The following is a 22,791-nucleotide window of genomic DNA, read 5'->3' as shown; positions in this document are numbered from 1 at the left end:
GCGCGTCTGAAAAGACGCGCGGCACTGTAGAGGCGGGCCGAATATGTTCCGAGCGATTGACGCTGACCGATCAGAACGGAATGTCGTCGTCGAGATCGCGGGAGAAATTGCCGCCGCCCTGGTTTGGTTGGCCGCCGGAGCGGCCGCCGCCCGGAGATTGCCGCGGGTGGTCGTAATCCTCGTAACCGCCGCCGCCGCCGCCGTAGTCGCTGCCGCCACTTCTGGCGCCGCCGCCTTCGCCGCGGCCGTCGAGCATCGTCAGCGTCGAGTTGAAGCCCTGCAGCACGACCTCGGTGGTGTAACGGTCATTGCCGTTCTGGTCCTGCCATTTGCGGGTCTGCAGCTGGCCTTCGATATAGAGCTTGGCGCCCTTCTTCACATATTGCTCGACGACCTTGCACAGGCCTTCGTTGAAGACGACCACATTGTGCCACTCCGTCTTTTCGCGCCGTTCCCCGCTGTTGCGGTCGCGCCAGGTCTCCGACGTGGCGATCCGGATATTGGCGATCGGCCGGCCGTCCTGCGTGCGCCGGATTTCCGGGTCGGCCCCGACATTTCCGATCAAGATCACCTTGTTGACGCTACCAGCCATATCGCTTTTCCCGTGTTTTCACCGAACCGCCGGCCCGGCTTTCAAATGTCTCAAGAGGGCGCATCTTAGCGGTGAGCCGCCGCCGATACGCCCCGCATCCTACACAATCCACAGCTCATTTGGCAGGCCGCGGCTTATGTTTGTTCTTTTTTTGTTCTAATATTGCCTTATTATCCTGTCAACCGAATCGCAATTGAGCCGCCTCTTTGCCGATTGCGCCTCGACATGGGCGTTGTCGTCATTACATAGGAGGCTTTCAACCGACATGCAAAACTGGCTTCCGATGAGCGAACTCAAGACCCTCTCCATTCGCGGCGCGCGCGAGCATAACCTCAAGGGCATCGACCTTGACCTGCCGCGCAACAAGCTGATCGTGATGACCGGCCTTTCGGGCTCCGGAAAATCGTCGCTCGCCTTCGATACGATCTATGCCGAGGGCCAGCGCCGCTATGTCGAGAGCCTGTCGGCCTATGCCCGGCAGTTCCTGGAGATGATGCAGAAGCCGGATGTCGACCAGATCGACGGGCTGTCGCCGGCAATCTCGATCGAACAGAAGACGACTTCGCGCAATCCGCGTTCGACGGTCGGCACGGTCACCGAGATCTATGACTATCTGCGCCTGCTCTTCGCACGCGTCGGCGTGCCCTACTCGCCGGCGACGGGCCTGCCGATCGAGAGCCAGACGGTCAGCCAGATGGTCGATCGCGTCCTGGAATTCGGCGAAGGCACGCGGCTCTACATCCTCGCGCCGCTCGTGCGCGGCCGCAAGGGCGAGTACAAGAAGGAACTCGCCGAGCTGATGAAGAAGGGCTTCCAGCGCGTCAAGGTCGATGGCCAGTTCTACGAAATCGCCGACGTGCCGGCACTCGACAAGAAATACAAGCATGACATTGACGTCGTCGTCGACCGCGTCGTCGTGCGTCCCGACCTCGGCACCCGACTGGCCGACAGCCTCGAAACCTGCCTGACGCTCGCCGACGGGCTGGCGATCGCCGAATTCGCCGACAGGCCGCTGCCGCCGGAAGAGACGGCCGCCGGAGGTTCTGCCAACAAGTCGCTCAACGAGACGCATGAGCGCGTGCTGTTCTCGGAAAAATTCGCCTGCCCGGTCTCCGGCTTCACCATTCCGGAAATCGAGCCGCGGCTTTTCTCCTTCAACAATCCGTTCGGCGCCTGCACGACCTGCGACGGTCTCGGCAGCCAGCAGAAGATCGACGAGGCGCTGATCGTTCCCGAGCCGAACCGGACCTTGCGGGACGGCGCCATCGCGCCCTGGGCGAAATCGACATCGCCCTATTACAACCAGACGCTCGAGGCGCTCGGCAAGGTCTTCGACTTCAAACTCGGCAGTCGCTGGAGCGAGCTCTCCGAGGAAGCGCAGCGGGCGATCCTGCACGGCACGGACGAGAAGATCACCTTCCACTACCAGGACGGCGCCCGCTCCTACAATACGACGAAGACATTCGAAGGTATCGTGCCCAATCTCGAGCGGCGCTGGAAGGAGACCGACAGCACCTGGGCGCGCGAGGAGATCGAGCGCTTCATGTCGGCGGCACCCTGCCCCGCTTGCGCCGGCTACCGGTTGAAACCGGAGGCGCTGGCGGTCAAGATCGACAGGCTGCATATCGGCGAACTCACCGAGATGTCGATCCGCGCTGCCCGCGACTGGTTCGAAACGCTTCCCGAGCGGCTCAGCACCAAGCAGAACGAAATTGCCGTGCGCATCCTCAAGGAGATTCGCGAGCGGCTGCGCTTCCTGAACGATGTCGGCCTTGAATACCTCAGTCTCTCGCGCAATTCCGGCACGCTTTCGGGCGGCGAGAGCCAGCGTATTCGGCTGGCCTCACAGATCGGCTCCGGGCTGACCGGAGTGCTCTACGTGCTCGACGAGCCGTCGATCGGCCTTCACCAGCGCGACAATGCCCGTCTGCTCGAGACGCTGCGGCATCTGCGCGACATCGGCAACACGGTCATCGTCGTCGAGCATGACGAGGACGCGATCCTGACGGCGGATCATGTGGTCGACATCGGCCCGGCCGCCGGCATTCACGGCGGCGAGATCGTCGCCGAAGGTGCGCCCGCCGATATCATGGCCAACCCGAAGTCGCTGACCGGCAAATATCTCTCCGGCGAACTCTGCGTCGCGGTTCCCAGCGAACGGCGGAAGCCGAAAAAGAAGAGGGAAATCACGGTTGTAGGGGCGCGGGCTAACAATCTGAAGAATGTGACCGCGTCGATCCCGCTCGGCGTCTTCACAGCCGTCACCGGCGTTTCGGGGGGCGGCAAGTCGACCTTCCTGATCGAGACGCTCTACAAGGCCGCCGCCCGCCGGGTCATGGGGGCGCGCGAAAACCCCGCCGATCACGACCGGATCGATGGCTTCGAGCATATCGACAAGGTGATCGACATCGACCAATCGCCGATCGGCCGGACACCGCGCTCGAACCCGGCGACCTATACGGGCGCCTTCACGCCGATTCGCGACTGGTTCGCCGGCCTGCCGGAGGCAAAGGCGCGCGGCTATCAGCCCGGCCGCTTCTCCTTCAACGTCAAGGGCGGACGCTGCGAGGCCTGCCAGGGCGACGGCGTCATCAAGATCGAGATGCACTTCCTGCCGGATGTCTACGTCACCTGCGACGTCTGCCACGGCAAGCGCTACAACCGCGAAACGCTCGACGTGCATTTCAAGGGCAAGTCGATCGCCGACGTGCTCGACATGACGGTGGAAGAAGGCGTCGAATTCTTCGCGGCCGTACCGGCCGTGCGTGACAAGCTGGTGACGCTCAACCAGGTAGGGCTCGGCTATATCAAGATCGGCCAGCAGGCGAACACGCTGTCGGGCGGCGAAGCGCAGCGCGTCAAGCTTGCCAAGGAACTGTCGAAGCGCTCGACCGGGCGCACGCTCTACATCCTTGACGAGCCGACGACAGGCTTGCATTTCCATGATGTCGCCAAGCTTCTTGAAGTTCTGCATGAACTCGTCAACCAGGGCAATTCGGTTGTCGTGATCGAGCACAATCTCGAGGTCATCAAGACCGCCGATTGGGTGATCGATTTCGGCCCGGAGGGCGGCGACGGCGGCGGCGAGGTCATCGCCAAGGGAACGCCGGAAGACGTGGTGAAGGAACCACGCTCCTATACCGGCCAGTTCCTGAAGGAGCTTCTGGAACGCCGGCCGGTGAGGAAGGTCGTAGCGGCCGAGTGATCAACGACGCTTGCGCGGAGAAACGGGTGGCGGATGATCTTCGCATCCGCCAGGGCTTATGTGTCGGATGATCGGTCCAGAACGGACCGGCGAATGCGATGAGCAGCACGAGTGTTCTGGGTATCGAGGAGGAGATGATGGCAGAAACCGGGAAGATCCGCGTCGGCATCGGTGGCTGGAATTTCGAACCCTGGGAGACGAGCTTCTATCCGGCCGGTCTTCCGAAGAAGCGGCAGCTCGAATTCGCCGGCAAGGAGCTGCGGACAATCGAGGTCAACGGCACCTATTACAGCTCGCAGAAGCCGGAGACCTTCGCCAAATGGGCATCGGAGGTTCCGGACGGTTTCATCTTCTCGCTAAAGGCCAGCCGCTTCGTGACGAATCGCAAGGTGTTGGCGGAGGCCGGCGAATCGATGGAGCGGTTCCTGACGCAGGGTTTGACGGAGCTCGGCGACCGGCTCGGCCCCATACTGTGGCAGTTCGCGCCGACCAAGAAGTTCGATCCGGATGACTTCGAGGGCTTTCTGAAGCTGCTCCCGGAAAAGCAGGACGGCCTGAAGCTCCGCCACGTTGTGGAAGTCCGCCACCCCACTTTTCAGGTGCCGGAGTTCGTCGAGCTTCTGCACAAATACAAGACGGCGGCGGTTCTCGCCGAACACGAGGACTATCCGATGATCGCGGACGTCACCGCGGATTTCGTCTACGCGCGGCTGCAGAAAGGCAGCGACGACGTGAAAACCTGCTATCCCCCGGCGAGTCTCGATCTCTGGGCCGAAAGGCTCAAGACCTTTGCCGCCGGCGGCGAGCCGGACGGACTGGAGAAGAGCGCGCCGGATCGCAAGGCCGACAAGGCGGCGCGCGACGTCTTTGCCTTCTTCATCAGCTCCGGCAAGGTGAATGCGCCAAATGGGGCGCGGGAACTGCAGAAGCGGGTGGACTGACGCGCCCGCAAGAGTGCCGGTGTCGCGCCCGCAGTGCCGCATTCAAGGGGTCGTACCGGACTTCGGATGCCAATTCGCGGCCACAACATGTAGTGAGCCGAATCACCAGGCGTGCGCTTCACATTCCGCCACGCTGCGCAATCGCTAGTAGCGCTGCGGAACGCCGGGTACCTGTTTTTTTACCCGTGAAAATTCTGATTTTCCGTCCGCGGCTGCCGCCTGTTGCAAGCCGGCCACCCGAAGTCCCTGATTTTCAACGGATTGGTTGATGTCCCCGTTTTCCACAGTCGATCCACACAAGATATAGCGCTCAAAATTCCGTCACAAACCACCCCTTGACGCCCAAAGGCGATTCACGATTAATGGATTGTACGTTGCGACGGCGGCGAACCGGGAAGTTGAGAGGCCGGTTCATCCCCCAAATCGTCGGTTCTGACATGTGGCCGAGGCGGATGGTTCCGCGCGGCCGCAGCGGTGGAATTTTGCGCGAATTGAGGGCTGTCGAAGCAATTTCAGTCTGGCGTAAAGAACCTGTTAATACTATATTTAGTGTTTGCAGCCAGCCTCACCACAAGATACTGGATACCCGGGTTTGGGTTTCCTCTAGAGATACGGAAGCTGAAGCTGGCTGCGGGACCTCTCGCGGCCGGACGGACAATTGCGCCGAGGCGCATGGCAACAAAGGACGGGACAATGAAGATCGAACGTCGTTTCACCAAGGCAGGGCAGTCCGCCTATGCCGAGATAGAATTCCGCAAGGCGACGAGCGAGATCAAGAATCCGGACGGCTCGATCGTCTTCCGTCTCGCCGATATCGACGTGCCGGCGCAATTCTCCCAAGTGGCCGCCGATATTCTCGCGCAGAAATATTTCCGCAAGGCGGGCGTGCCGGCCAAGCTGAAGCGCGTCGAGGAGAACGACGTCCCCTCCTTCCTGTGGCGCTCGGTTCCCGACACCGAGGCGCTGAAGGCGCTGCCGAAGGACGAGCAATACGGTTCCGAAACGGATGCCCGGCAGGTTTTCGATCGCCTCGCCGGCACCTGGGCCTATTGGGGCTGGAAGGGCGGCTATTTCGAAACCGAAGAAGACGCCAGCGCCTTCCGTGACGAGCTCGCCTATATGCTCGCCACCCAGCGCGTCGCGCCGAATTCGCCGCAATGGTTCAATACCGGCCTGCACTGGGCATATGGCATCGATGGTCCCGGGCAGGGCCATTTCTATGTCGACCCGTTCACCGGCAAGCTGACGAAATCGAAGTCGGCCTATGAGCACCCGCAGCCGCATGCCTGCTTCATCCAGTCGGTCGGCGACGACCTCGTCAACGAGGGCGGCATCATGGACCTCTGGGTCCGCGAGGCGCGTCTCTTCAAATACGGCTCGGGCACCGGCTCCAACTTCTCGCATCTGCGCGCCGAGGGCGAGAAGCTATCGGGCGGTGGCAAGTCGTCGGGCCTGATGAGCTTCCTGAAGATTGGTGACCGCGCCGCCGGCGCCATCAAGTCGGGCGGCACGACGCGCCGCGCCGCCAAGATGGTGGTCGTCGACATCGACCATCCGGATATCGAGGAATATATCAACTGGAAGGTCAAGGAAGAGCAGAAGGTCGCAGCCCTCGTCACCGGCTCCAAGATCGTCGCCAAGCACCTGAAGGCGATCATGAAGGCCTGCGTCAATTGCGACGGCAGCGATGACGCCTGCTTCGATCCGAAGCAGAACCCGGCGCTGAAGCGCGAGATCCGCGCCGCCAAGCAGGCGCTGGTGCCGGAAAACTATGTCAAGCGCGTCATCCAGTTCGCGCGCCAGGGCTACAAGGACATTCAGTTTAAGACCTATGACACCGATTGGGATTCGGAAGCCTATCTGACGGTCTCGGGCCAGAACTCCAACAATTCCGTTTCGATCAAGGACGACTTCCTGCGCGCCGTCGAAGCGGACGGCGATTGGCAGCTGACAGCCCGCAAGGACGGCCGGGTGATGAAGACGCTGAAGGCCCGCGACCTCTGGGAGTCGATCTCCTATGCTGCCTGGGCATCGGCCGATCCGGGCCTGCACTTCAACACGACGATGAACGACTGGCACACCTGCCCGGCGGCCGGTCCGATCCGCGCCTCCAACCCGTGCTCGGAATACATGTTCCTCGACGACACGGCATGCAACCTCGCATCGCTCAACCTGATGCAGTTCAAGGATGCCGCCAGCAAGCGGATCAACATCGCCGACTACGAGCATGCCGTCCGCCTGTGGACGGTCGTTCTCGAAGTCTCGGTGATGATGGCGCAGTTTCCGTCGCGCGAAATTGCCGAGCTCTCCTATGAGTACCGGACGCTCGGCCTAGGCTATGCCAATATCGGCGGCCTCCTGATGTCCTCCGGCATCCCCTATGATTCGGCCGAAGGCCGCGCCATCGCCGGCGCGCTGACCGCCATCATGACTGGTGTCGCCTATGCGACCTCAGCGGAAATCTCGGCCAAGCTCGGCCCCTTCCCCAGCTTCGCGCCGAACCGCGACAACATGCTGCGCGTCATGCGCAACCACCGCCGCGCAGCCCATGGCGAGACCACGGGCTATGAAGGCCTGTCGGTCAACCCGGTCGCACTCATCCACACCGATTGCCCGGATCAGGAGCTGATCGCCCACGCCAAGAGCGCCTGGGACAAGGCCGTTGAACTCGGCGAAAAGCATGGCTACCGCAATGCCCAGGCGACCGTTATCGCGCCGACCGGCACGATCGGCCTCGTCATGGATTGCGACACCACCGGCATCGAGCCCGATTTCGCGCTGGTGAAGTTCAAGAAGCTCGCCGGCGGCGGCTATTTCAAGATCATCAACCGTGCCGTTCCGGAGGCGCTCAGGACGCTCGGCTATTCGGAAAGCCAGATCGCCGAGATCGAGGCCTATGCTGTTGGCCACGGCAATCTCAACCAGGCACCCGCCATCAACCCGACGACGCTGAAGGCCAAGGGCTTCACCGACGAAAAGGTCGATGCCGTCAATGGGGCGCTGAAGTCGGCTTTCGACATCAAGTTCGTCTTCAACCAGTGGACGCTCGGCGCCGATTTCCTCAAGGGCACGCTGAAGGTCACCGACGAGCAGCTTGCCTCGATGGACTTCAATCTCCTCGAGCATCTCGGCTTCTCGAGGAAGGATATCGAATCCGCCAACATCCACGTCTGCGGCGCGATGACGCTCGAGGGCGCGCCCTTCCTCAAGGCCGAGCACCTGCCGGTCTTCGATTGCGCCAACCCCTGCGGCAAGATCGGTAAGCGCTATCTTTCGGTTGAAAGCCACATCCGCATGATGGCGGCCGCCCAGCCCTTCATCTCCGGTGCGATCTCCAAGACGATCAACATGCCGAACGAGGCGACCGTCGAGGATTGCAAGAACGCCTATATGCTCTCCTGGAAGCTGGCGCTGAAGGCCAACGCGCTCTACCGCGACGGCTCGAAGCTGTCCCAGCCGCTGAACGCCTCGCTGATCGAAGACGAGGAAGACGAGGAAGCGATCGAGGAGCTGCTGCAGGCGCCGGCTGCCGCGCAGGCGGTCGCCGTGACGGAAAAGATCGTCGAACGCGTCATCGAAAAGGTCATCCGCGCCCGCGAAAAACTGCCGAACCGCCGCCAGGGCTATACCCAGAAGGCGATCGTCGGCGGCCACAAGGTGTATCTGCGCACCGGCGAGTTCGGCGACGGCCGCCTCGGCGAGATCTTCATCGACATGCACAAGGAAGGTGCCGCCTTCCGCGCGATGATGAACAACTTTGCCATCGCCATCTCGCTCGGCCTGCAATACGGCGTGCCGCTCGAGGAATATGTGGAGGCCTTCACCTTCACCAAGTTCGAGCCGGCCGGCATGGTCCAGGGCAACGACGCGATCAAGAACGCCACGTCGATCCTCGACTACGTGTTCCGCGAACTCGCCGTTTCCTATCTCGGCCGCCACGACCTGGCGCACGTCGACACTTCCGACTTCAGCAACACGGCGCTCGGCCGGGGCATCCAGGAAGGCAAGACCAACCTCGTCTCGACCGGCTGGACCCGCGGCTACAAGCCGACGATCGTCGGCGGCTCCGGCGACCGCTCGGAGCCGAAGGGTGCCTCGACCGGCGCCCCGACCCGTGCCTCGGGCGGCGCCACGGTCACCTCGATCACCGGCAATGCCGTCCGCAAGCTCGAGCCGACAACGGCAACAGCCACCTCGGAAGTCGTCGCCTTCAAGCGCGACTATGAGGAGCGCGCCGCAGAGCTTGCCGAGGAGATCGCCGAAGAAGTCGAGCAGGAAGTGACCGCCCTCTTCTCCGACAAGGCCGCGGCAGAAGCTGCTTCCGCCAAGTCGGAAGCCAAGAAGGTCGAAGCCGAACGCCGGGCCCGCTCGATCATGCAGGGCTACACCGGCAACATGTGCTCCGAGTGCCAGAACTTCACGATGGTGCGGAACGGCACGTGCGAGAAGTGCGATACGTGCGGTGCTACGAGCGGGTGCAGCTAATAGCGGTTAGTTGCTGCTACCACTACCACCACCACTAAAGGTGCACAAAAAGGGTCCCGAACAAAGTCGCGGGACCCCTTTTTACGAGATGGAGGCGACAGCGGCCGCCGACATCACCGAAATGGACCTCCCGGGCTACGGAGAGACAGGTTTGCGGAGTGGCGGCTTACGATGGGCCCATGGCCTCGCTCTTTCAAGCTGGCCGGCCAAGCGGAACAATGTCTCCTCGTCGGCAAAGCGTCCCACGAAATGCATGCCGATCGGCAGGTCGTTGTCCGACCAGCAGAGTGGCACCGACATTGCCGGCTGGCCCGTGACATTGAAAACGGGAGTCCAAGGGATGAAGCTGAATGTCTCGGCTGCGAGGCGCTTCGCGATGCCTATCCTTTTTAGGAGCCAGCCCGCCTTCACCCGACCCACAGCGCGAATAATTTTCTTCTCGCAGCAGACGGCTGAAGCGATCCTATCGGCGGCGGAACCCGCGCCAGCACCGGCGTCATCAGGATGTCGTACGTTTCGAAGAATTGCGAAACGCCTCTCGCCGCGAGCTTTAGATAGCGTAGCGCAGCCGCAAGTTCGCCTGCCGAAAGTGTCTCTCCAAGCAGACCCATCCCGAGTGTCGAGGGATCGAAGTCCTGAACACGTACCGGAACACCGGCCGCCCTCGTCGCCTCTTCGATGTCGACTTGCAGTTCCGCGGCGATAACGCTCAGAAACGAAAGGGAGAACGCCTCGGCATCGATAGACGGTGCTGCCTCAACAATGTCGTGACCAAGTTCTTCCAGCAGTTTTGCAGTGGCGGAAAAAGCTTGCAGGATCTCCGGTTCTACTTTCCCGCCAAGCATCGGAGCCGCCGATACGGCAATTTTCAGTTTCCCCGGCGGACGTCCCGCCGCTTCGAGAAAGGACCCTGGCGGTGAGGGCAGGTTATGGGGCGCACCGACATCCGGTCCTTGGACAAGGTCGAGAAGGGTGGCCGAATCCCGCACCGAGCGCGTCAGAACATGTTCCACGGCGAAGCCCGCCCAAGGTTCCCCCGTGAACGGTCCGGCAGGCGTCCGGCCGCGGGTCGGCTTCAGGCCGAACAGCCCGCAGGCAGAAGCCGGGATGCGGATAGAGCCACCACCGTCGCCGCCCGAGGCAAGCGGCACCATGCGTGCCGCGACCGCTGCCGCCGAACCACCGCTCGAACCCCCAGGGGTCCGATCCGGATCCCAAGGATTCCGAGCCGGCCCGAAGGCGTCTGGTTCTGTATAGGGTGTGAGGCCGAACTCCGGAGTGTTGGTTTTCCCCAGGACGATCAGTCCCGCCTTCTTCCATCGAGTGACCAGTTCGGAGTCGCCGGTCGCCGGCAACTTCGCGAGCAGGCGGTTGCCTTGCGAGGTCGGGATTCCTTCCACTGTTGCGAGCAGATCCTTGAGAAGGAATGGGACGCCTACAAAGACGGCGCCCGCGTCAACTTCGTCTGCCGCTTTCCGCGCTTCCTCGAACATGGTCAGGATGACAGCGTTGAGGGGCGGATTTCGCGAGACGATCCTGTCTATGGCCGTTTCGACGAGTTCCAATGCCGATACCGCGCCTCGCTTCACCAGGTCGGCGAGGCCAAGGCCATCGAGTTCGTCGTATTCAGCGATCAATGCACCATCTCCAACTTGAAATCCGACCATTGCAGGGCGGAACACCTGTCAGCCGATGTGAATCCGATGGACTGGCACGTGAGGATACCTCAAGTTGTCCCCGCTCAACGAATCAGAATCGGAGATTCCATGCCCCTCAAACGTCTGATTGCCGCGGCATTGGCAGCCTTGGCCCTGTCGGGTTGCGCAAGCACCGGCGGTACCGGCAACACGACCTACGCCCAATGGTACGGACCGAACCCCGTTCCCGACTTTAGCGCTGCGACACCCGGCGGCGTGCGCATGGCCTACTGACCAGCCGCGCTTGTCATCGGACACCCGAGGGGTGTCCGTGATCGCCGGACCAGCCGCCCTCCAGCGAGTCGAGATTGAATCGCCTTGTCCGCTCCCATTCCTCGACATCGTTCCCGACAATCCCGACCCGGCCGACATTCGCGCCATCGTTGCGACGCTCGACGCCTATAACATTGCCAATAGCGGCATGGCCGAGCTGCCGGGCTTTGCCGTTATCCTTCGCGATCCGCAAACGCGCGCCGCCACCGGCGGGCTCTATGCGACCGACGGATACGGATGGGCGTTCGTCAGATATCTTGCAATTCCGGACGAGTATCGCGGCCAGGGCCTCGGGCGGCGGCTGATGGAGGAGGCGAAAAGAATTGCCCGGGCGCGCGGCTATATCGGCCTGCGGCTGGATACGTTCGAATTTCAGGCCCCTCCCTTCTATGAGAAGCTCGGCTTCGAGCTCTTCGGCGAGCTGGAAGGCGCACCGGGCGCAATTCCCCGCTATTTCCTGAAGAAACGCTTTTGAGGGCCCGCTGCCTCGCCGAGATGATCCCTTGAATTCCAACGGATCGGCCCCATCTATCGGTCACCACCCGTATAGAGAGGACCGTGCGCCGACTTTCTGGTTGGGCGCCTTCGCGTCTTCCGGGTTTGAAGGGCGCTCCCCGGAAGGGTCGAGCGCCCTTCTAGTTTCCCGCGCGGTCGTTCATTCACACCTGCAGTTGCTCCCGCTATCAGCGCGGCGGAACGATGCCCTGGTAATACTCGCCTTCACCGCCGACATGGACGGTTTGCGAGCAGGCCGTGAGCGTTGCAAGCGCGAGCAACAATAGGATTTTGCGCATCAATCTCGGTCCCTTTCTAAAGGATTGATGGCCATTGATATTCCGGCCTTCGCCAAGGATCAATTGCCTTCTCGGCGCTCCCAACCCGCTAGTATCGGCGACAGGAGTTTTGCCTCAGAAGAGCCGCCGGCTGTCCGTGGCGTCTAAAACTGCGTCGGCGGCACGATGCCCGTGTAATAGTCCCCCGATCCGGGCGTGTATGAGTTGTAAACGGTGGTTCTTCCCGTTTGAGAGCACGCCGCCAGAGTGAAAAGTGCCATGAGCAACAGCAAAGCACGCATGTCTCGTCCTTCCTGACCAGAGGTCCCCGATGCTCTTTCACAGCGCCGGTTAGCGCCATTCTCTTGATCAAGCTGTGATTGTACATCCCGGTCAACCGTCGAGATAGACCGACGAAAGGGGACGGTCTTCTCGCCGGGGCCGCCTGCCCCTTCCACCTCTTCGGCCGGTTCTTCGTGCCACTTGGCCGGATTCCGGGGCCTCAAACGCTCGCATTCAAATAAAATCCGACCGCGCGGCTTCACCTGCCCGCAAACGGAGTCTGGCAAAAGGAAAGGAGGAGCGTATTTCAAGGCGAGCAAAGTGACACAGGTCGTTACCATTTCCGCGACGACGGCGGCTTACGCGGCCGAGGCCGTCAAGCCTTCCGCGCGCGTGCGTGGCGACGCTCCGGCCGATGAAGCCATCACCTTGCTCGCGGCACGGCCGCCGGATCGAGCCGCTCTTGCGCCGGCATCCCTCAAGACGAAAGGTGCCCTGCCCCTGGCGCTGATGCTGATCAGCGCCGGAATGCGTCCGCCCCAGGAGAGCGAGGCGGAGACATTGCGTCGCTACCTCGAATTCATGGAGGAGGAAAACGCCGATCGCGGGGAAGACCGGGAAGACGAACCGGCCACCGATGATGAGGAAAAGGGCGACGAAATCGCCGTCATGCTCGACCAGTTCATACAAGGGGCCTGACGGTGGAGCGGGTTTTCCAACCCGCTCCGAAGTCTCAAACCGAAAGGCTTACTTATGCTTGTGGCCGGCCGCTCCACCGCCGGCAGCCCCAACCGGGAGGATATAGTCGACCGTTCCGGCCTTCTCGAAGGTCAGCGTGACGGGCACGGTCTCGCCCTCAGCGAAGGGTTTTGGCACTTCCATGAACATCAGGTGCAGACCTCCGCTCTTCAATTCCACGGTCTTGCCTGCCGGAATGACGATGCCGTCTTCGAGCTTGCGCATCTTCATGACGTCGTTTTCCATCGCCATCTCGTGCAGTTCGACGCGTCGGGCCGCCGGGCTTTCGACAGCGACCAGCCGGTCGTCGGCATTCCCCGTATTCTTAACGACAAAGCCGCCGCCGCCGACCTTGGCGCCCGGCAGCATCGCCTTGACCGCACCGCCCGAGATTTCGAGAGCGCCGACTTCGACGGGAGCGGCTTCGGCCTGCTGAGCGCCGTGCCCGGCATGGGCCTGCTCTTCGCCTGCAGCCGTCACGGCTATGGTTGGTGCCGGATGTTCGAGCGCGTGAGCGTCCTCGCCCGCCGCCGGCACCTCATCCCAGACGACCTTTGCTTCAGAGCCGCAAAGCTGCGTCGTCGGGAAGGCAAGCACCGTTTCCTCGTCGAAGCCCGAGACCTTTCCGCGGATGACGAAGGTATCATAGTGCTCGTCAGGCAGATTGCCGCCCTTCCAGCGGATTTCGACCGGACCGGAGGAGGCCTTGGTTCCGTGATTGTCGTAGGTCTTCTGATAGTCGCCTTGGATGATTTCAAGCTCCCAGCCGGGTTTCGGCTGCGGCTTGGCGAAGACGAAGCCTTCCGGCAGCTTCACCTGCACCTCGGTCGTCGGCTTGCCGTCGCAGCCGTGCGGCACCTGCAGGATCGCCTTGAACGTCTTTTCGCTGGGCGTGCTGTCCACCTCGAAAGTCGCATGCGCGTGAGCCATGCCGGCGGCTGCGAGCGTGAGGCCTGCCGTGAGGAGGGTCATTCTGATCTTGGTCATGTCGTAGTCTCCGAACCACGTGCCCTGAAACACGGGCTTCGTGGTGAATGCCGCCAAGCGGCGTGATGAAAGTTCAATTCTCGGAAGAGCGTTACGACAGGATTGGCGGCCCGCGCGGGGGCGGCAAAAGCCGCAAGGGCGTCAGCGCGACCTGAATTTCGGTGACAGGCGAATCGGCGAGCCAATTGCCTTTGTCGGCTGACACGCTTGCCTGCGGCGGCTCGGGCAGAAGCACCGAGGCGGCGAGCCTGCATGCCTCGCAAATCGGAGCGATCGGCGGCGCTTTGCCGTCTTCGTGCTCGACACCCTCGGTGCCGAAGCAGATCTCCGCAAAGGAGCCGTCGGGCAGACGATATTCGGCCGCGAGCGCCGCGTTCGTTCCGATGACGAGAGAGGGTTTGTGGGCGAATGACAGGAAAACGAGCGCGAAGGCGGCAAGCAGCCGCACCGCAATTCGCCATCTGTCCCCTTGCCCGATCATGATCGCCTCTGTCTCGTCTCTTCGTTATTCACAATCCGCTTCAAATGCAAAGGCCGATTTGCCGCAGGCGCGCCCAAGAGCGACGATGAAGCCATGGCGACAAAAATATGTTTCATCGCGACATTCGCCCTTGCCAAAATCCGGCCTTCGCCGTTATCTGGAGATGATCTTGTTGGGAGAAACCGGTTCAATCCGGTGCCGAAGGAGCAACCGCCCCGGAAACTCTCAGGCCAAAGGACCAGCAAGGTACCGGTAGGACTCTGGAGAGAAGCGGTTACGCTCGCCGAAGGGATAACAATCTCAGGCAAACGGACAGAGGGGGCTCGAATTTGTCGGCGTTTGACGCCGGTAGTGTGAGCCGGCGCGCCCAGCGCCAGACCTGGAGGCCGGATTTGGAACCTATGTCCCGCTTGAATCATACGCCTTTGCACGCCCTGCATCTGTCGCTCGGCGCGCGCATGGTGCCATTCGCCGGCTATGAGATGCCGGTGCAATATCCCGAAGGCGTGCTCAAGGAACACCTGCACACGCGTTCTGCCGCCGGCCTCTTCGATGTGTCGCATATGGGCCAGGTCATCATCCGCCCGAAGTCCGGCCGGGTGGCCGATGCGGCCTTGGCGCTCGAAAGGCTGGTGCCGGTCGATGTGCTTGGGCTTGCCGAAGGTCGCCAGCGCTACGGGCTCTTCACCAATCCGGAAGGCGGGATTCTCGACGACCTGATGATTGCCAACCGCGGCGACCATCTCTTCCTTGTCGTCAACGCTGCCTGCAAGGAGGCCGACTTCGCGCATTTGAAAGATGGGCTTGGCGATAGTTGCGACGTCACTCTGCTCGACGACCGCGCCCTCGTCGCGCTTCAGGGCCCTCGTGCGGAGGCGGTGCTTTGCGAGCTATGGGCGGATGTCGCCTCCATGCGCTTCATGGACGTGGCGGAGGCGGATCTCCACGACGTCACGTGCATCATTTCCCGCTCCGGCTATACGGGCGAGGACGGTTTCGAGATCTCCATTCCCGCCACCTCGGCGGTGGACGTGACGCAGCGCCTGCTCGAGCATCCGGACGTGCTGGCCATCGGCCTCGGCGCGCGTGATTCGCTCCGCCTCGAAGCCGGCCTTTGTCTCTATGGCAACGATATCGACACCGGCAAGACACCGGTCGAGGCGGCCCTTGAATGGGCGATCCAGAAGAGCCGCCGCGCCGGCGGTGAGAGGGCCGGCGGCTTTCCCGGCGCCGACCGGATCCTTGCGGAACTTGCCGGCGGAACCCGCCGGCGCCGCGTCGGCCTGAAGCCCGAGGGGCGCGCGCCGGTCCGCGGCGGCGCGAAGCTCTTCGCTGATGCGAACGGCGCGGTGCCTGTCGGCTCGGTGACCTCCGGCGGCTTCGGACCGAGCGTCGATTGCCCGATCGCCATGGGCTACGTCGATGCCGCCCATGCCGAGAACGGCACACAGATTTTTGCAGAGGTGCGGGGCAAGTACCTGCCGGTCACGGTTTCCGCCCTGCCCTTCGTCAAACAGACCTACAAACGCTGATCAGGAGAGAGCGCGTATGCTGAAATTTACCGAAGAACACGAGTGGCTGAAGGTCGAGGACGGCGTTGCGACCGTCGGCATCACCGAACACGCCGCCGGCCAGCTTGGCGATCTCGTCTTCGTGGAACTGCCGGAAGCCGGCGCGACCTTCGCCAAGGGCGATTCGGCTGCGACCGTCGAATCGGTGAAGGCCGCCTCCGACGTCTATTGTCCACTCGACGGCGAAATCATCGAGGTCAATCAGGCGATCGTCGACGATCCGTCGCTCGTCAACAGCGATCCCCAGGGGGCAGCCTGGTTCTTCAAGCTGAAGCTTGCCGATCCGCGCTCTGCCGATGGTCTGCTCGACGAAGCAGCCTACAAGGAGCTTGTCGGCTGATGAGCATGCCCAAGGATTTTACCTTTACCGACTACAAGCCTTACGATTTCGCCAATCGACGCCATATCGGCCCTTCGCCCTCCGAGATGGAGGAGATGCTGAAGGTGGTCGGCTATCCGAGCCTCGATGCGCTGATCGACGACACCGTTCCGGCCTCCATCCGCCAGAGGACGCCGCTGTCTTGGGGTGCGCCGATGACCGAGCGGGAAGCGCTCGACAAGCTGCGCGAGACAGCCAATCGCAACGACAAGCTCGTTTCGCTGATCGGCCAAGGCTACTATGGCACGATCACGCCGCCGGTGATCCAGCGCAACATCCTGGAAAACCCGGCCTGGTACACGGCCTATACGCCCTATCAGCCGGAGATCAGCCAGGGCCGGCTCGAGGCGCTGCTCAATTATCAGACGATGGTCTGCGACCTGACCGGCCTCGATGTCGCCAACGCCTCGCTGCTTGACGAAGCGACGGCCGCGGCCGAAGCCATGGCCATGGCCGAGCGCCTCGCCAAGTCCAAGGCGAAGGCCTTCTTCGTCGACGAGAACTGCCATCCGCAGACGATCGCGCTCCTGCAGACCCGTGCCGAGCCGCTCGGCTGGCAGCTTGTCATCGGCGACCCTTTCTCGGATCTCGTTGCCGCCGGCGTCTTCGGGGCGATCTTCCAGTATCCCGGCACCTACGGTCATGTCCGCGATTTCTCCGAGCTGATCGCCAGGCTGCACGAACAGGGCGCCATCGCCGCCGTCGCCGCCGATCCGCTGGCGCTTGCCCTGTTGAAATCGCCGGGAGAAATGGGCGCCGACATCGCCATCGGTTCGACGCAGCGTTTCGGGGTTCCGGTCGGCTATGGCGGACCGCATGCCGCCTATATGGCCGTCAAGGATGCCCACAAAAGGTCGATGCCCGGCCGTTTGGTCGGCGTTTCGGTGGACGCACGCGGTAACCGGGCCTACCGGCTTTCCCTGCAGACGCGCGAGCAGCATATCCGCCGCGAAAAGGCCACCTCAAATATCTGCACCGCCCAGGTGCTGCTCGCCGTGATGGCGTCGATGTACGCGGTCTTCCACGGTCCGAAGGGCATCAAGGCGATTGCCCAGAGTGTCCATCAGAAGACGGTGCGTTTGGCGATGGGCCTCGAGAAGCTTGGCTACACGGTCGAGCCGGACGTCTTCTTCGACACGATTACGGTCGAGGTCGGCAAGCTGCAGGGCATCATCCTGAAGACCGCGGTCGCGGAAGAGGTGAACCTTCGTAAGATCGGTGCGACCAAGATCGGCATCAGCCTCGACGAGCGTTCGCGGCCGGTGACACTCGAGGCGGTCTGGCGGGCCTTCGGCGGCGACTTCAAGGTCGAGCAGTTCGAGCCGGACTACCGGCTGCCGAAAGAGCTCTTGCGCACCAGCGATTACCTCACCCATCCGATCTTCCACATGAACCGCGCCGAAAGCGAGATGACGCGCTACATCCGTCGCCTCGCCGACCGCGACCTGGCGCTCGACCGGGCGATGATCCCGCTCGGGTCCTGCACGATGAAGCTCAACGCGACGGCGGAAATGCTGCCGATCACCTGGCCGGAATTTTCGGAAATCCATCCGTTCGTCCCGGCCGATCAGGCGCGCGGCTACCAGCACCTGATCGAAGACCTGTCCGACAAGCTCTGCGCCATCACCGGCTATGACGCGATCTCGATGCAGCCGAATTCAGGCGCGCAGGGCGAATATGCCGGGCTCTTGGTGATCCGCGCCTATCACATCGCCAATGGCAACGGTCATCGCGACGTCTGCCTGATCCCGACATCGGCACACGGCACCAACCCGGCCTCGGCGCACATGGCAGGGATGAAGGTCGTGGTCGTCAAGGTGAGCGACATCGGCGAGATCGACATGGACGATTTCCGCGCCAAGGCGGAGCAATATGCCGACACCCTCTCCTGCTGCATGATCACCTATCCCTCGACTCATGGGGTGTTCGAGGAGAACGTGCGCGAGGTGTGCGAGATCGTCCACAAGCATGGCGGCCAGGTCTACCTGGACGGCGCCAACATGAACGCCATGGTCGGCCTCTCGCGTCCCGGCGACATCGGCTCGGACGTCAGCCACCTGAACCTGCACAAGACCTTCTGCATCCCGCATGGCGGCGGCGGCCCCGGCATGGGGCCGATCGGCGTCAAGGCGCATCTCGCGCCGTTCCTGCCGGGCCACCCGGAAACGGACCAGAATGAGGGCGCAGTCTCCGCTGCTCCCTTCGGCTCGGCTTCGATCCTGCCGATCTCCTGGAGCTATTGCCTGATGATGGGCGGCGAAGGCCTAACCCAGGCGACCAAGGTGGCGATCCTCAACGCCAACTATGTCGCCGCGCGGCTGAAGGGTGCCTATGACGTGCTCTACAAATCGGCCAAGGGACGGGTCGCGCATGAGTGCATCGTTGATACGCGGCCGCTCGCCGAAAGCGCCGGCGTCACGGTCGACGACATCGCCAAGCGGTTGATCGACTGCGGCTTCCACGCGCCGACGATGAGCTGGCCGGTGGCCGGTACATTGATGATCGAGCCGACGGAATCGGAGACCAAGGCGGAGCTCGACCGCTTCTGCGATGCGATGCTGGCGATCCGCGAGGAAGCCCGCGCCATTGAGGAAGGCCGGATGGACAAGGTCAACAATCCGCTGAAGAACGCGCCGCACACTGTTGAAGACCTCGTCGGCGACTGGGACCGGCCCTATACGCGTGAACAGGCCTGCTTCCCGCCCGGCGCCTTCCGCGTCGACAAGTATTGGTCGCCGGTGAACCGCGTCGACAATGTCTATGGCGACCGCAACCTCATCTGCACCTGCCCGCCGATCGAGGCCTACGCGGAAGCGGCGGAGTGAACTGACACAAGGGACAAAGCAAAAGGCCCGGCGAAAACCGGGCCTTTTGCTTTTATCTGCAGCCGTGTGCGAGATGCGTCAGTTGGCACGCACCACCGGGTTGCCTTCTGCAGCAAGCGCGGCCAAATCCGCCGGCTTCAGCTCGACCGATTCGCCGCAGCCGCAGGCGGACGTCTGGTTTGGGTTCCTGAAAGTGAAGCCGGAGCGCAGGGCGGTCACCTCGAAGTCCATTTGCGTGCCGAGCAGGTAGAGCACCGCCTCCGGCGCGACCCAGACCTTGGCACCTTGATGTTCGATGAGATCATCCCTGGCATTCGCCTCGGTGACGAGGTCCACGGCATATTCCATGCCGGCGCAGCCGCCTTTCTTGATGCTCACGCGGATGCCCTTGGCGTCGCCGCCGGCATTCTCGACGATCGACCGGACGCGGCCGGCGGCGGCATCGGTCAGGCTCATTACGGCAAAGCCCATAGGCTCCATCTCCTTCACATCACCGGGTTAAAGGCCCGGTGCTTTCCAGAATCAAATGTAGTGCCCGTATGTTAACGGATCAATATGGGAGTTCGGGCGTGAATCATGCAGCGGGATGCGAGTGGAAAACCGCGAACACTTCTCCTCATCCCGCTCTAATACCAGCCGAGCGCCACCTGCGCCTCTTCCGACATGCGGTCCGGCGTCCATGGCGGATCGAAGGTCATGGTCACCTCAACGCCGGAAACACCCTCTACGGCGCCGACCGCGTTCTCGACCCAGCCCGGCATCTCGCCGGCGACGGGGCAGCCCGGAGCCGTGAGCGTCATGTCGATCTTCACCATCCGGTCGTCCTCGATGTCGATCTTGTAGATAAGACCGAGTTCGAAGATATCGGCCGGGATTTCCGGGTCATAGACCGTCTTCAGCGCGGCGATGATGTCGTCGCTGAGGCGCGCCAATTCCTCGGCTGGAATGGCCGAATGTACGATGCCTTCGCGGACATCGACCTTTCCCTGCGCTTCCCCGAGACTCATGTCTGCCTCCTTAGGCAAAGAACTTGCGCGCATGTTCCAGCGCTTCCGCCAGAGCGTCGACCTCGGCCCGCGTATTGTAGAGGCCGAAGGACGCACGGCATGTGGAGGTGACGCCGAAACGTTTCAAGAGCGGCTGCGCACAATGGGTGCCCGCCCTAACGGCGATGCCGGCCCGGTCGATCACCATCGAGACGTCATGGGCATGAATGCCGGCGATCTCGAAGGCGAAGATGCTGCCCTTGCCCGGCGCATCGCCGAAGACGCGCAGCGAATTCACCGAGGACAGGCGCTCGCGGGCATAGGCGGTAAGGTCCGCCTCATGCGCCCTGATTGCCTCGCGGCCGACCTTTTCCATGTAGTCCAGCGCGTAGCCCAGCCCGATCGCCTGGACGATCGGCGGCGTGCCGGCTTCGAACCGGTGCGGCGGATCGTTATAGGTGACGCGGTCCTCCGTCACTTCCTCGATCATCTCGCCGCCGCCCATGAAGGGCCGCATCTCCTTGAGCCGTTCGGCCTTGCCGTAAAGCACGCCGACACCGGACGGGCCGTAGAGCTTGTGGCCGGTCATCACATACCAGTCGCAGTCGATGTCCTGCACGTCAACCGGCATGTGCACCGCGCCCTGGCTGCCATCGACAAGAACCGGAATGCCGCGCTCGCGAGCGATACGGCAGATTTCCTTGACAGGAACGACCGTGCCCAGCGCATTCGACATATGCGTGATGGCAATGAGCTTCGTCCGCTCGGTCAGGCAGTTGACGAAATCCTCTATATGGAATGCGCCATCATCATCGACCGGCGCCCAGACGAGCTTGGCCCCCTGCCGCTCACGGATGAAGTGCCATGGTACGATGTTGGAGTGGTGCTCCATGATCGAGACGACGATCTCGTCGCCCTCGCCGAGATGCGGCATCCCGTAGCCATAGGCGACCGTATTGATCGCCTCCGTCGACGACTTGGTGAAGACGATATTGTCGACGGACGGTGCGTTCAGGAAGCGGCGCACCTTTTCACGCGCGCCCTCATAGGCGTCCGTCGCGGCATTCGAGAGGAAATGCAGACCGCGGTGTACGTTGGCGTATTCATTGGCGTAGGCATGGGCAACCGCGTCGATGACGAGTTGCGGCTTCTGCGCCGATGCACCGTTGTCGAGATAAACAAGCGGCTTGCCATAGACCGTCCGCGAAAGGATCGGGAAATCATTTCTTACGGCCTCTACGTCATAGGCCGGCACCGGCACAGTATGTTCCATGGTCCTGTCCAATCAGGCGTGTTTTTCGAGCCAGTCCGAGATCACGCCTTCTAGTGCCTCGACCAGTGCCTCGTCATCTTCCAGTTCCTCGACGATCTCGGCAACGAAGGCGTTGACGAGCATGGCGCGGGCCTTGTTCTCCGGAATACCGCGAGAGAGCAGGTAGAAGAGCTGCGTATGATCGATATCGATGACCGTCGCACCGTGACCGCACTGAACGTCGTCGGCGAAGATTTCGAGCTCGGGCTTCGCCGAGAAGTCCGCGTCGTCCGACAAGAGCAAGGTATTGCACGACATCTTCGCGTCGGTCTTCTGGGCGTCCTGGGCGACCAGGATCTTGCCCTGGAACACGCCCTTGGCACGATCGAAGACAACGTTGCGGATGATCTCGCTCGAGGTCGTGTGCGGTACGTCGTGGCTCAGCGTGAAGGTCACGTCCGTGTGGCTCTCGCCGCCCAGCAGGTTGATGCCGCGCAGGGTCAAGTCGGATCCCTCGCCGCTCGCCCTACCGTGCAGTTCCTGGCGCACCAGCTTGCCGCCGGCATTGATGACGAACACGTGCAGCTTCGCGTCCTTCGCGAGGTCGAAACGGATCTGTCCGAGATGGGTGTCGGCCGGGCCCTGCTGCTGCAGGATGATCCAGATGACGTCGGCGCCTTCGCCAAGCGTCACGTCGCTCACCGAGGAGACGAAGCTCGCATCCCCGTTGGTCGACAGATGCCGCTCGAGCACGGTTGCCTTGGATCCGGCGCCGAAAGACACCGGGAAACGGGTGTGGGCCTGGCCATGGCTTTGCGCGACCTGGATCTCCAGCGGCGTTTCCAGCTCGGCACCTGCCGCAACGGCGATCTCCAGACCGCCGCGGACCAGGCCGCCATTGATGCGGCCGATGGCGTCGTCGGAGCCGAGTACCGCAAGCCCGGCGGCAGCCGAGCCGTCGATCAGGCTCTCCGTATAGGAGCGTGCCGTTACGCCTTCGGGAAGGCTCTTGAGATCGGCCTCGCCATTGCGCACCGAAAGCACGGTCGCGCCAGTTACAATCGGCTCGACCCGATCGGCAAAGGCGGACGGATCGGCGGAGGGCACTGCGCGCAGCAGGGTCCTCAGGTCCGTATAATGCCAGGACTCGACGCGCCGCGTCGGGAGACCGGCCGTCTTCAGCTCGTGAACCAGCGTGTCGCGCAGCGACAGCACCGCCCCGTCACCCGGCAGATCGCCGATCTGGGCGGTATAGGCGTCAACGAGCGCCGTTTCGGCTGCCGTCATCTTGATGGCCTGTTGCATATTCATTCGAACACTCCTT

18 protein-coding genes and 1 riboswitch are annotated in these 22,791 nt (G+C 62.5%); of the genes, 9 read left to right on the top strand and 9 right to left on the bottom strand.

Features of this window, described 5'->3' with window-relative positions:
* Positions 1-70: 70 nt before the first annotated feature.
* Positions 71-592 carry a single-stranded DNA-binding protein gene (locus CO656_RS03450; protein WP_097524818.1) on the bottom strand — a complete coding sequence of 174 codons (522 nt, stop codon included), beginning with the start codon at positions 590-592 and terminating at the stop codon, positions 71-73.
* 283 nt (positions 593-875) lie between these two features.
* Between CO656_RS03450 and uvrA the strand changes: the two genes are divergently transcribed.
* The 3 genes from uvrA to CO656_RS03435 all read left to right on the top strand — a co-directional run bounded on the left by uvrA (position 876) and on the right by CO656_RS03435 (position 9,223).
* Positions 876-3,797: an excinuclease ABC subunit UvrA gene (gene uvrA, locus CO656_RS03445; protein ID WP_097525049.1), complete on the top strand. Its 2,922-nt coding sequence runs from the start codon at positions 876-878 to the stop codon at positions 3,795-3,797.
* A 137-nt stretch (positions 3,798-3,934) separates the two neighbouring features.
* Positions 3,935-4,738, top strand: coding sequence for a DUF72 domain-containing protein (locus tag CO656_RS03440; protein WP_097525048.1), 804 nt, complete (start codon positions 3,935-3,937; stop codon positions 4,736-4,738).
* A gap of 693 nt (positions 4,739-5,431) precedes the next feature.
* Positions 5,432-9,223 (top strand): vitamin B12-dependent ribonucleotide reductase, encoded by a 3,792-nt coding sequence (locus CO656_RS03435; protein WP_097524817.1) that lies wholly within the window; start codon positions 5,432-5,434, stop codon positions 9,221-9,223.
* Between the two features lie 135 nt (positions 9,224-9,358).
* On the opposite strand, the gene CO656_RS31210 is transcribed toward CO656_RS03435, so the two are convergent.
* Entirely contained in the window at positions 9,359-9,523 is a 165-nt protein-coding gene (locus tag CO656_RS31210; protein WP_272938884.1) for a hypothetical protein, read from the bottom strand.
* 107 nt (positions 9,524-9,630) lie between these two features.
* Positions 9,631-10,890, bottom strand: coding sequence for an amidase (locus tag CO656_RS03430; protein ID WP_143557027.1), 1,260 nt, complete (start codon positions 10,888-10,890; stop codon positions 9,631-9,633).
* Positions 10,891-10,989: 99 nt separating this feature from the next.
* Between CO656_RS03430 and CO656_RS03425 the strand changes: the two genes are divergently transcribed.
* The 3 genes from CO656_RS03425 (at position 10,990) to CO656_RS03415 (ending at position 12,947) form a co-directional block, all read left to right on the top strand.
* The gene (locus tag CO656_RS03425; RefSeq protein WP_086022771.1) at positions 10,990-11,154 is read left to right on the top strand and encodes a hypothetical protein; all 165 of its coding nucleotides are present in this window, start codon (positions 10,990-10,992) and stop codon (positions 11,152-11,154) included.
* A 37-nt stretch (positions 11,155-11,191) separates the two neighbouring features.
* Positions 11,192-11,668 carry a GNAT family N-acetyltransferase gene (locus CO656_RS03420; RefSeq protein WP_234819681.1) on the top strand — a complete coding sequence of 159 codons (477 nt, stop codon included), beginning with the start codon at positions 11,192-11,194 and terminating at the stop codon, positions 11,666-11,668.
* A gap of 901 nt (positions 11,669-12,569) precedes the next feature.
* Positions 12,570-12,947, top strand: a complete 378-nt coding sequence (locus CO656_RS03415) for a hypothetical protein (protein ID WP_097524816.1) — start codon at positions 12,570-12,572, stop codon at positions 12,945-12,947.
* 48 nt (positions 12,948-12,995) lie between these two features.
* Here CO656_RS03415 and CO656_RS03410 read toward each other — a convergent pair whose 3' ends face one another.
* On the bottom strand, positions 12,996-13,973 hold the full coding sequence (locus CO656_RS03410; protein ID WP_097525046.1) for a DUF1775 domain-containing protein: 978 nt from the start codon (positions 13,971-13,973) through the stop codon (positions 12,996-12,998).
* 91 nt (positions 13,974-14,064) lie between these two features.
* Positions 14,065-14,454: a hypothetical protein gene (locus CO656_RS03405; RefSeq protein ID WP_037422152.1), complete on the bottom strand. Its 390-nt coding sequence runs from the start codon at positions 14,452-14,454 to the stop codon at positions 14,065-14,067.
* 163 nt (positions 14,455-14,617) lie between these two features.
* Positions 14,618-14,705, top strand: a riboswitch (glycine riboswitch).
* A gap of 150 nt (positions 14,706-14,855) precedes the next feature.
* Between CO656_RS03405 and gcvT the strand changes: the two genes are divergently transcribed.
* Genes gcvT through gcvP form a run of 3 tightly spaced genes read left to right on the top strand, consistent with a single transcriptional unit; the run spans position 14,856 to position 19,229 of the window.
* Complete coding sequence (gene gcvT, locus CO656_RS03400; RefSeq protein ID WP_179864692.1) at positions 14,856-15,986, top strand: glycine cleavage system aminomethyltransferase GcvT; 1,131 nt, start codon at positions 14,856-14,858, stop codon at positions 15,984-15,986.
* A gap of 16 nt (positions 15,987-16,002) precedes the next feature.
* Entirely contained in the window at positions 16,003-16,365 is a 363-nt protein-coding gene (gene gcvH, locus CO656_RS03395) for a glycine cleavage system protein GcvH (RefSeq protein WP_037383475.1), read from the top strand.
* Positions 16,365-19,229, top strand: coding sequence for an aminomethyl-transferring glycine dehydrogenase (gene gcvP, locus CO656_RS03390; RefSeq protein ID WP_097524814.1), 2,865 nt, complete (start codon positions 16,365-16,367; stop codon positions 19,227-19,229). The genes gcvH and gcvP overlap by 1 nt, the downstream gene beginning before the upstream one ends.
* A gap of 78 nt (positions 19,230-19,307) precedes the next feature.
* On the opposite strand, the gene sufA is transcribed toward gcvP, so the two are convergent.
* The 4 genes from sufA to sufD all read right to left on the bottom strand — a co-directional run bounded on the left by sufA (position 19,308) and on the right by sufD (position 22,778).
* Entirely contained in the window at positions 19,308-19,700 is a 393-nt protein-coding gene (sufA, locus tag CO656_RS03385; RefSeq protein ID WP_037422130.1) for a Fe-S cluster assembly scaffold SufA, read from the bottom strand.
* A 155-nt stretch (positions 19,701-19,855) separates the two neighbouring features.
* The gene (locus CO656_RS03380; RefSeq protein WP_097524813.1) at positions 19,856-20,236 is read right to left on the bottom strand and encodes an SUF system Fe-S cluster assembly protein; all 381 of its coding nucleotides are present in this window, start codon (positions 20,234-20,236) and stop codon (positions 19,856-19,858) included.
* 10 nt (positions 20,237-20,246) lie between these two features.
* Positions 20,247-21,488, bottom strand: a complete 1,242-nt coding sequence (locus CO656_RS03375; RefSeq protein ID WP_097524812.1) for a cysteine desulfurase — start codon at positions 21,486-21,488, stop codon at positions 20,247-20,249.
* Between the two features lie 12 nt (positions 21,489-21,500).
* Positions 21,501-22,778, bottom strand: coding sequence for a Fe-S cluster assembly protein SufD (gene sufD / locus CO656_RS03370; protein ID WP_097524811.1), 1,278 nt, complete (start codon positions 22,776-22,778; stop codon positions 21,501-21,503).
* Positions 22,779-22,791: the final 13 nt, after the last annotated feature.

The organism is Sinorhizobium sp. FG01 (assembly GCF_002531875.1).
Taxonomy (GTDB): Bacteria; Pseudomonadota; Alphaproteobacteria; order Rhizobiales; family Rhizobiaceae; genus Sinorhizobium; species Sinorhizobium fredii_C.
The sequence above is the reverse complement of the archived record's forward strand: the minus strand, read 5'-3'. Positions and strand labels throughout refer to the sequence as shown.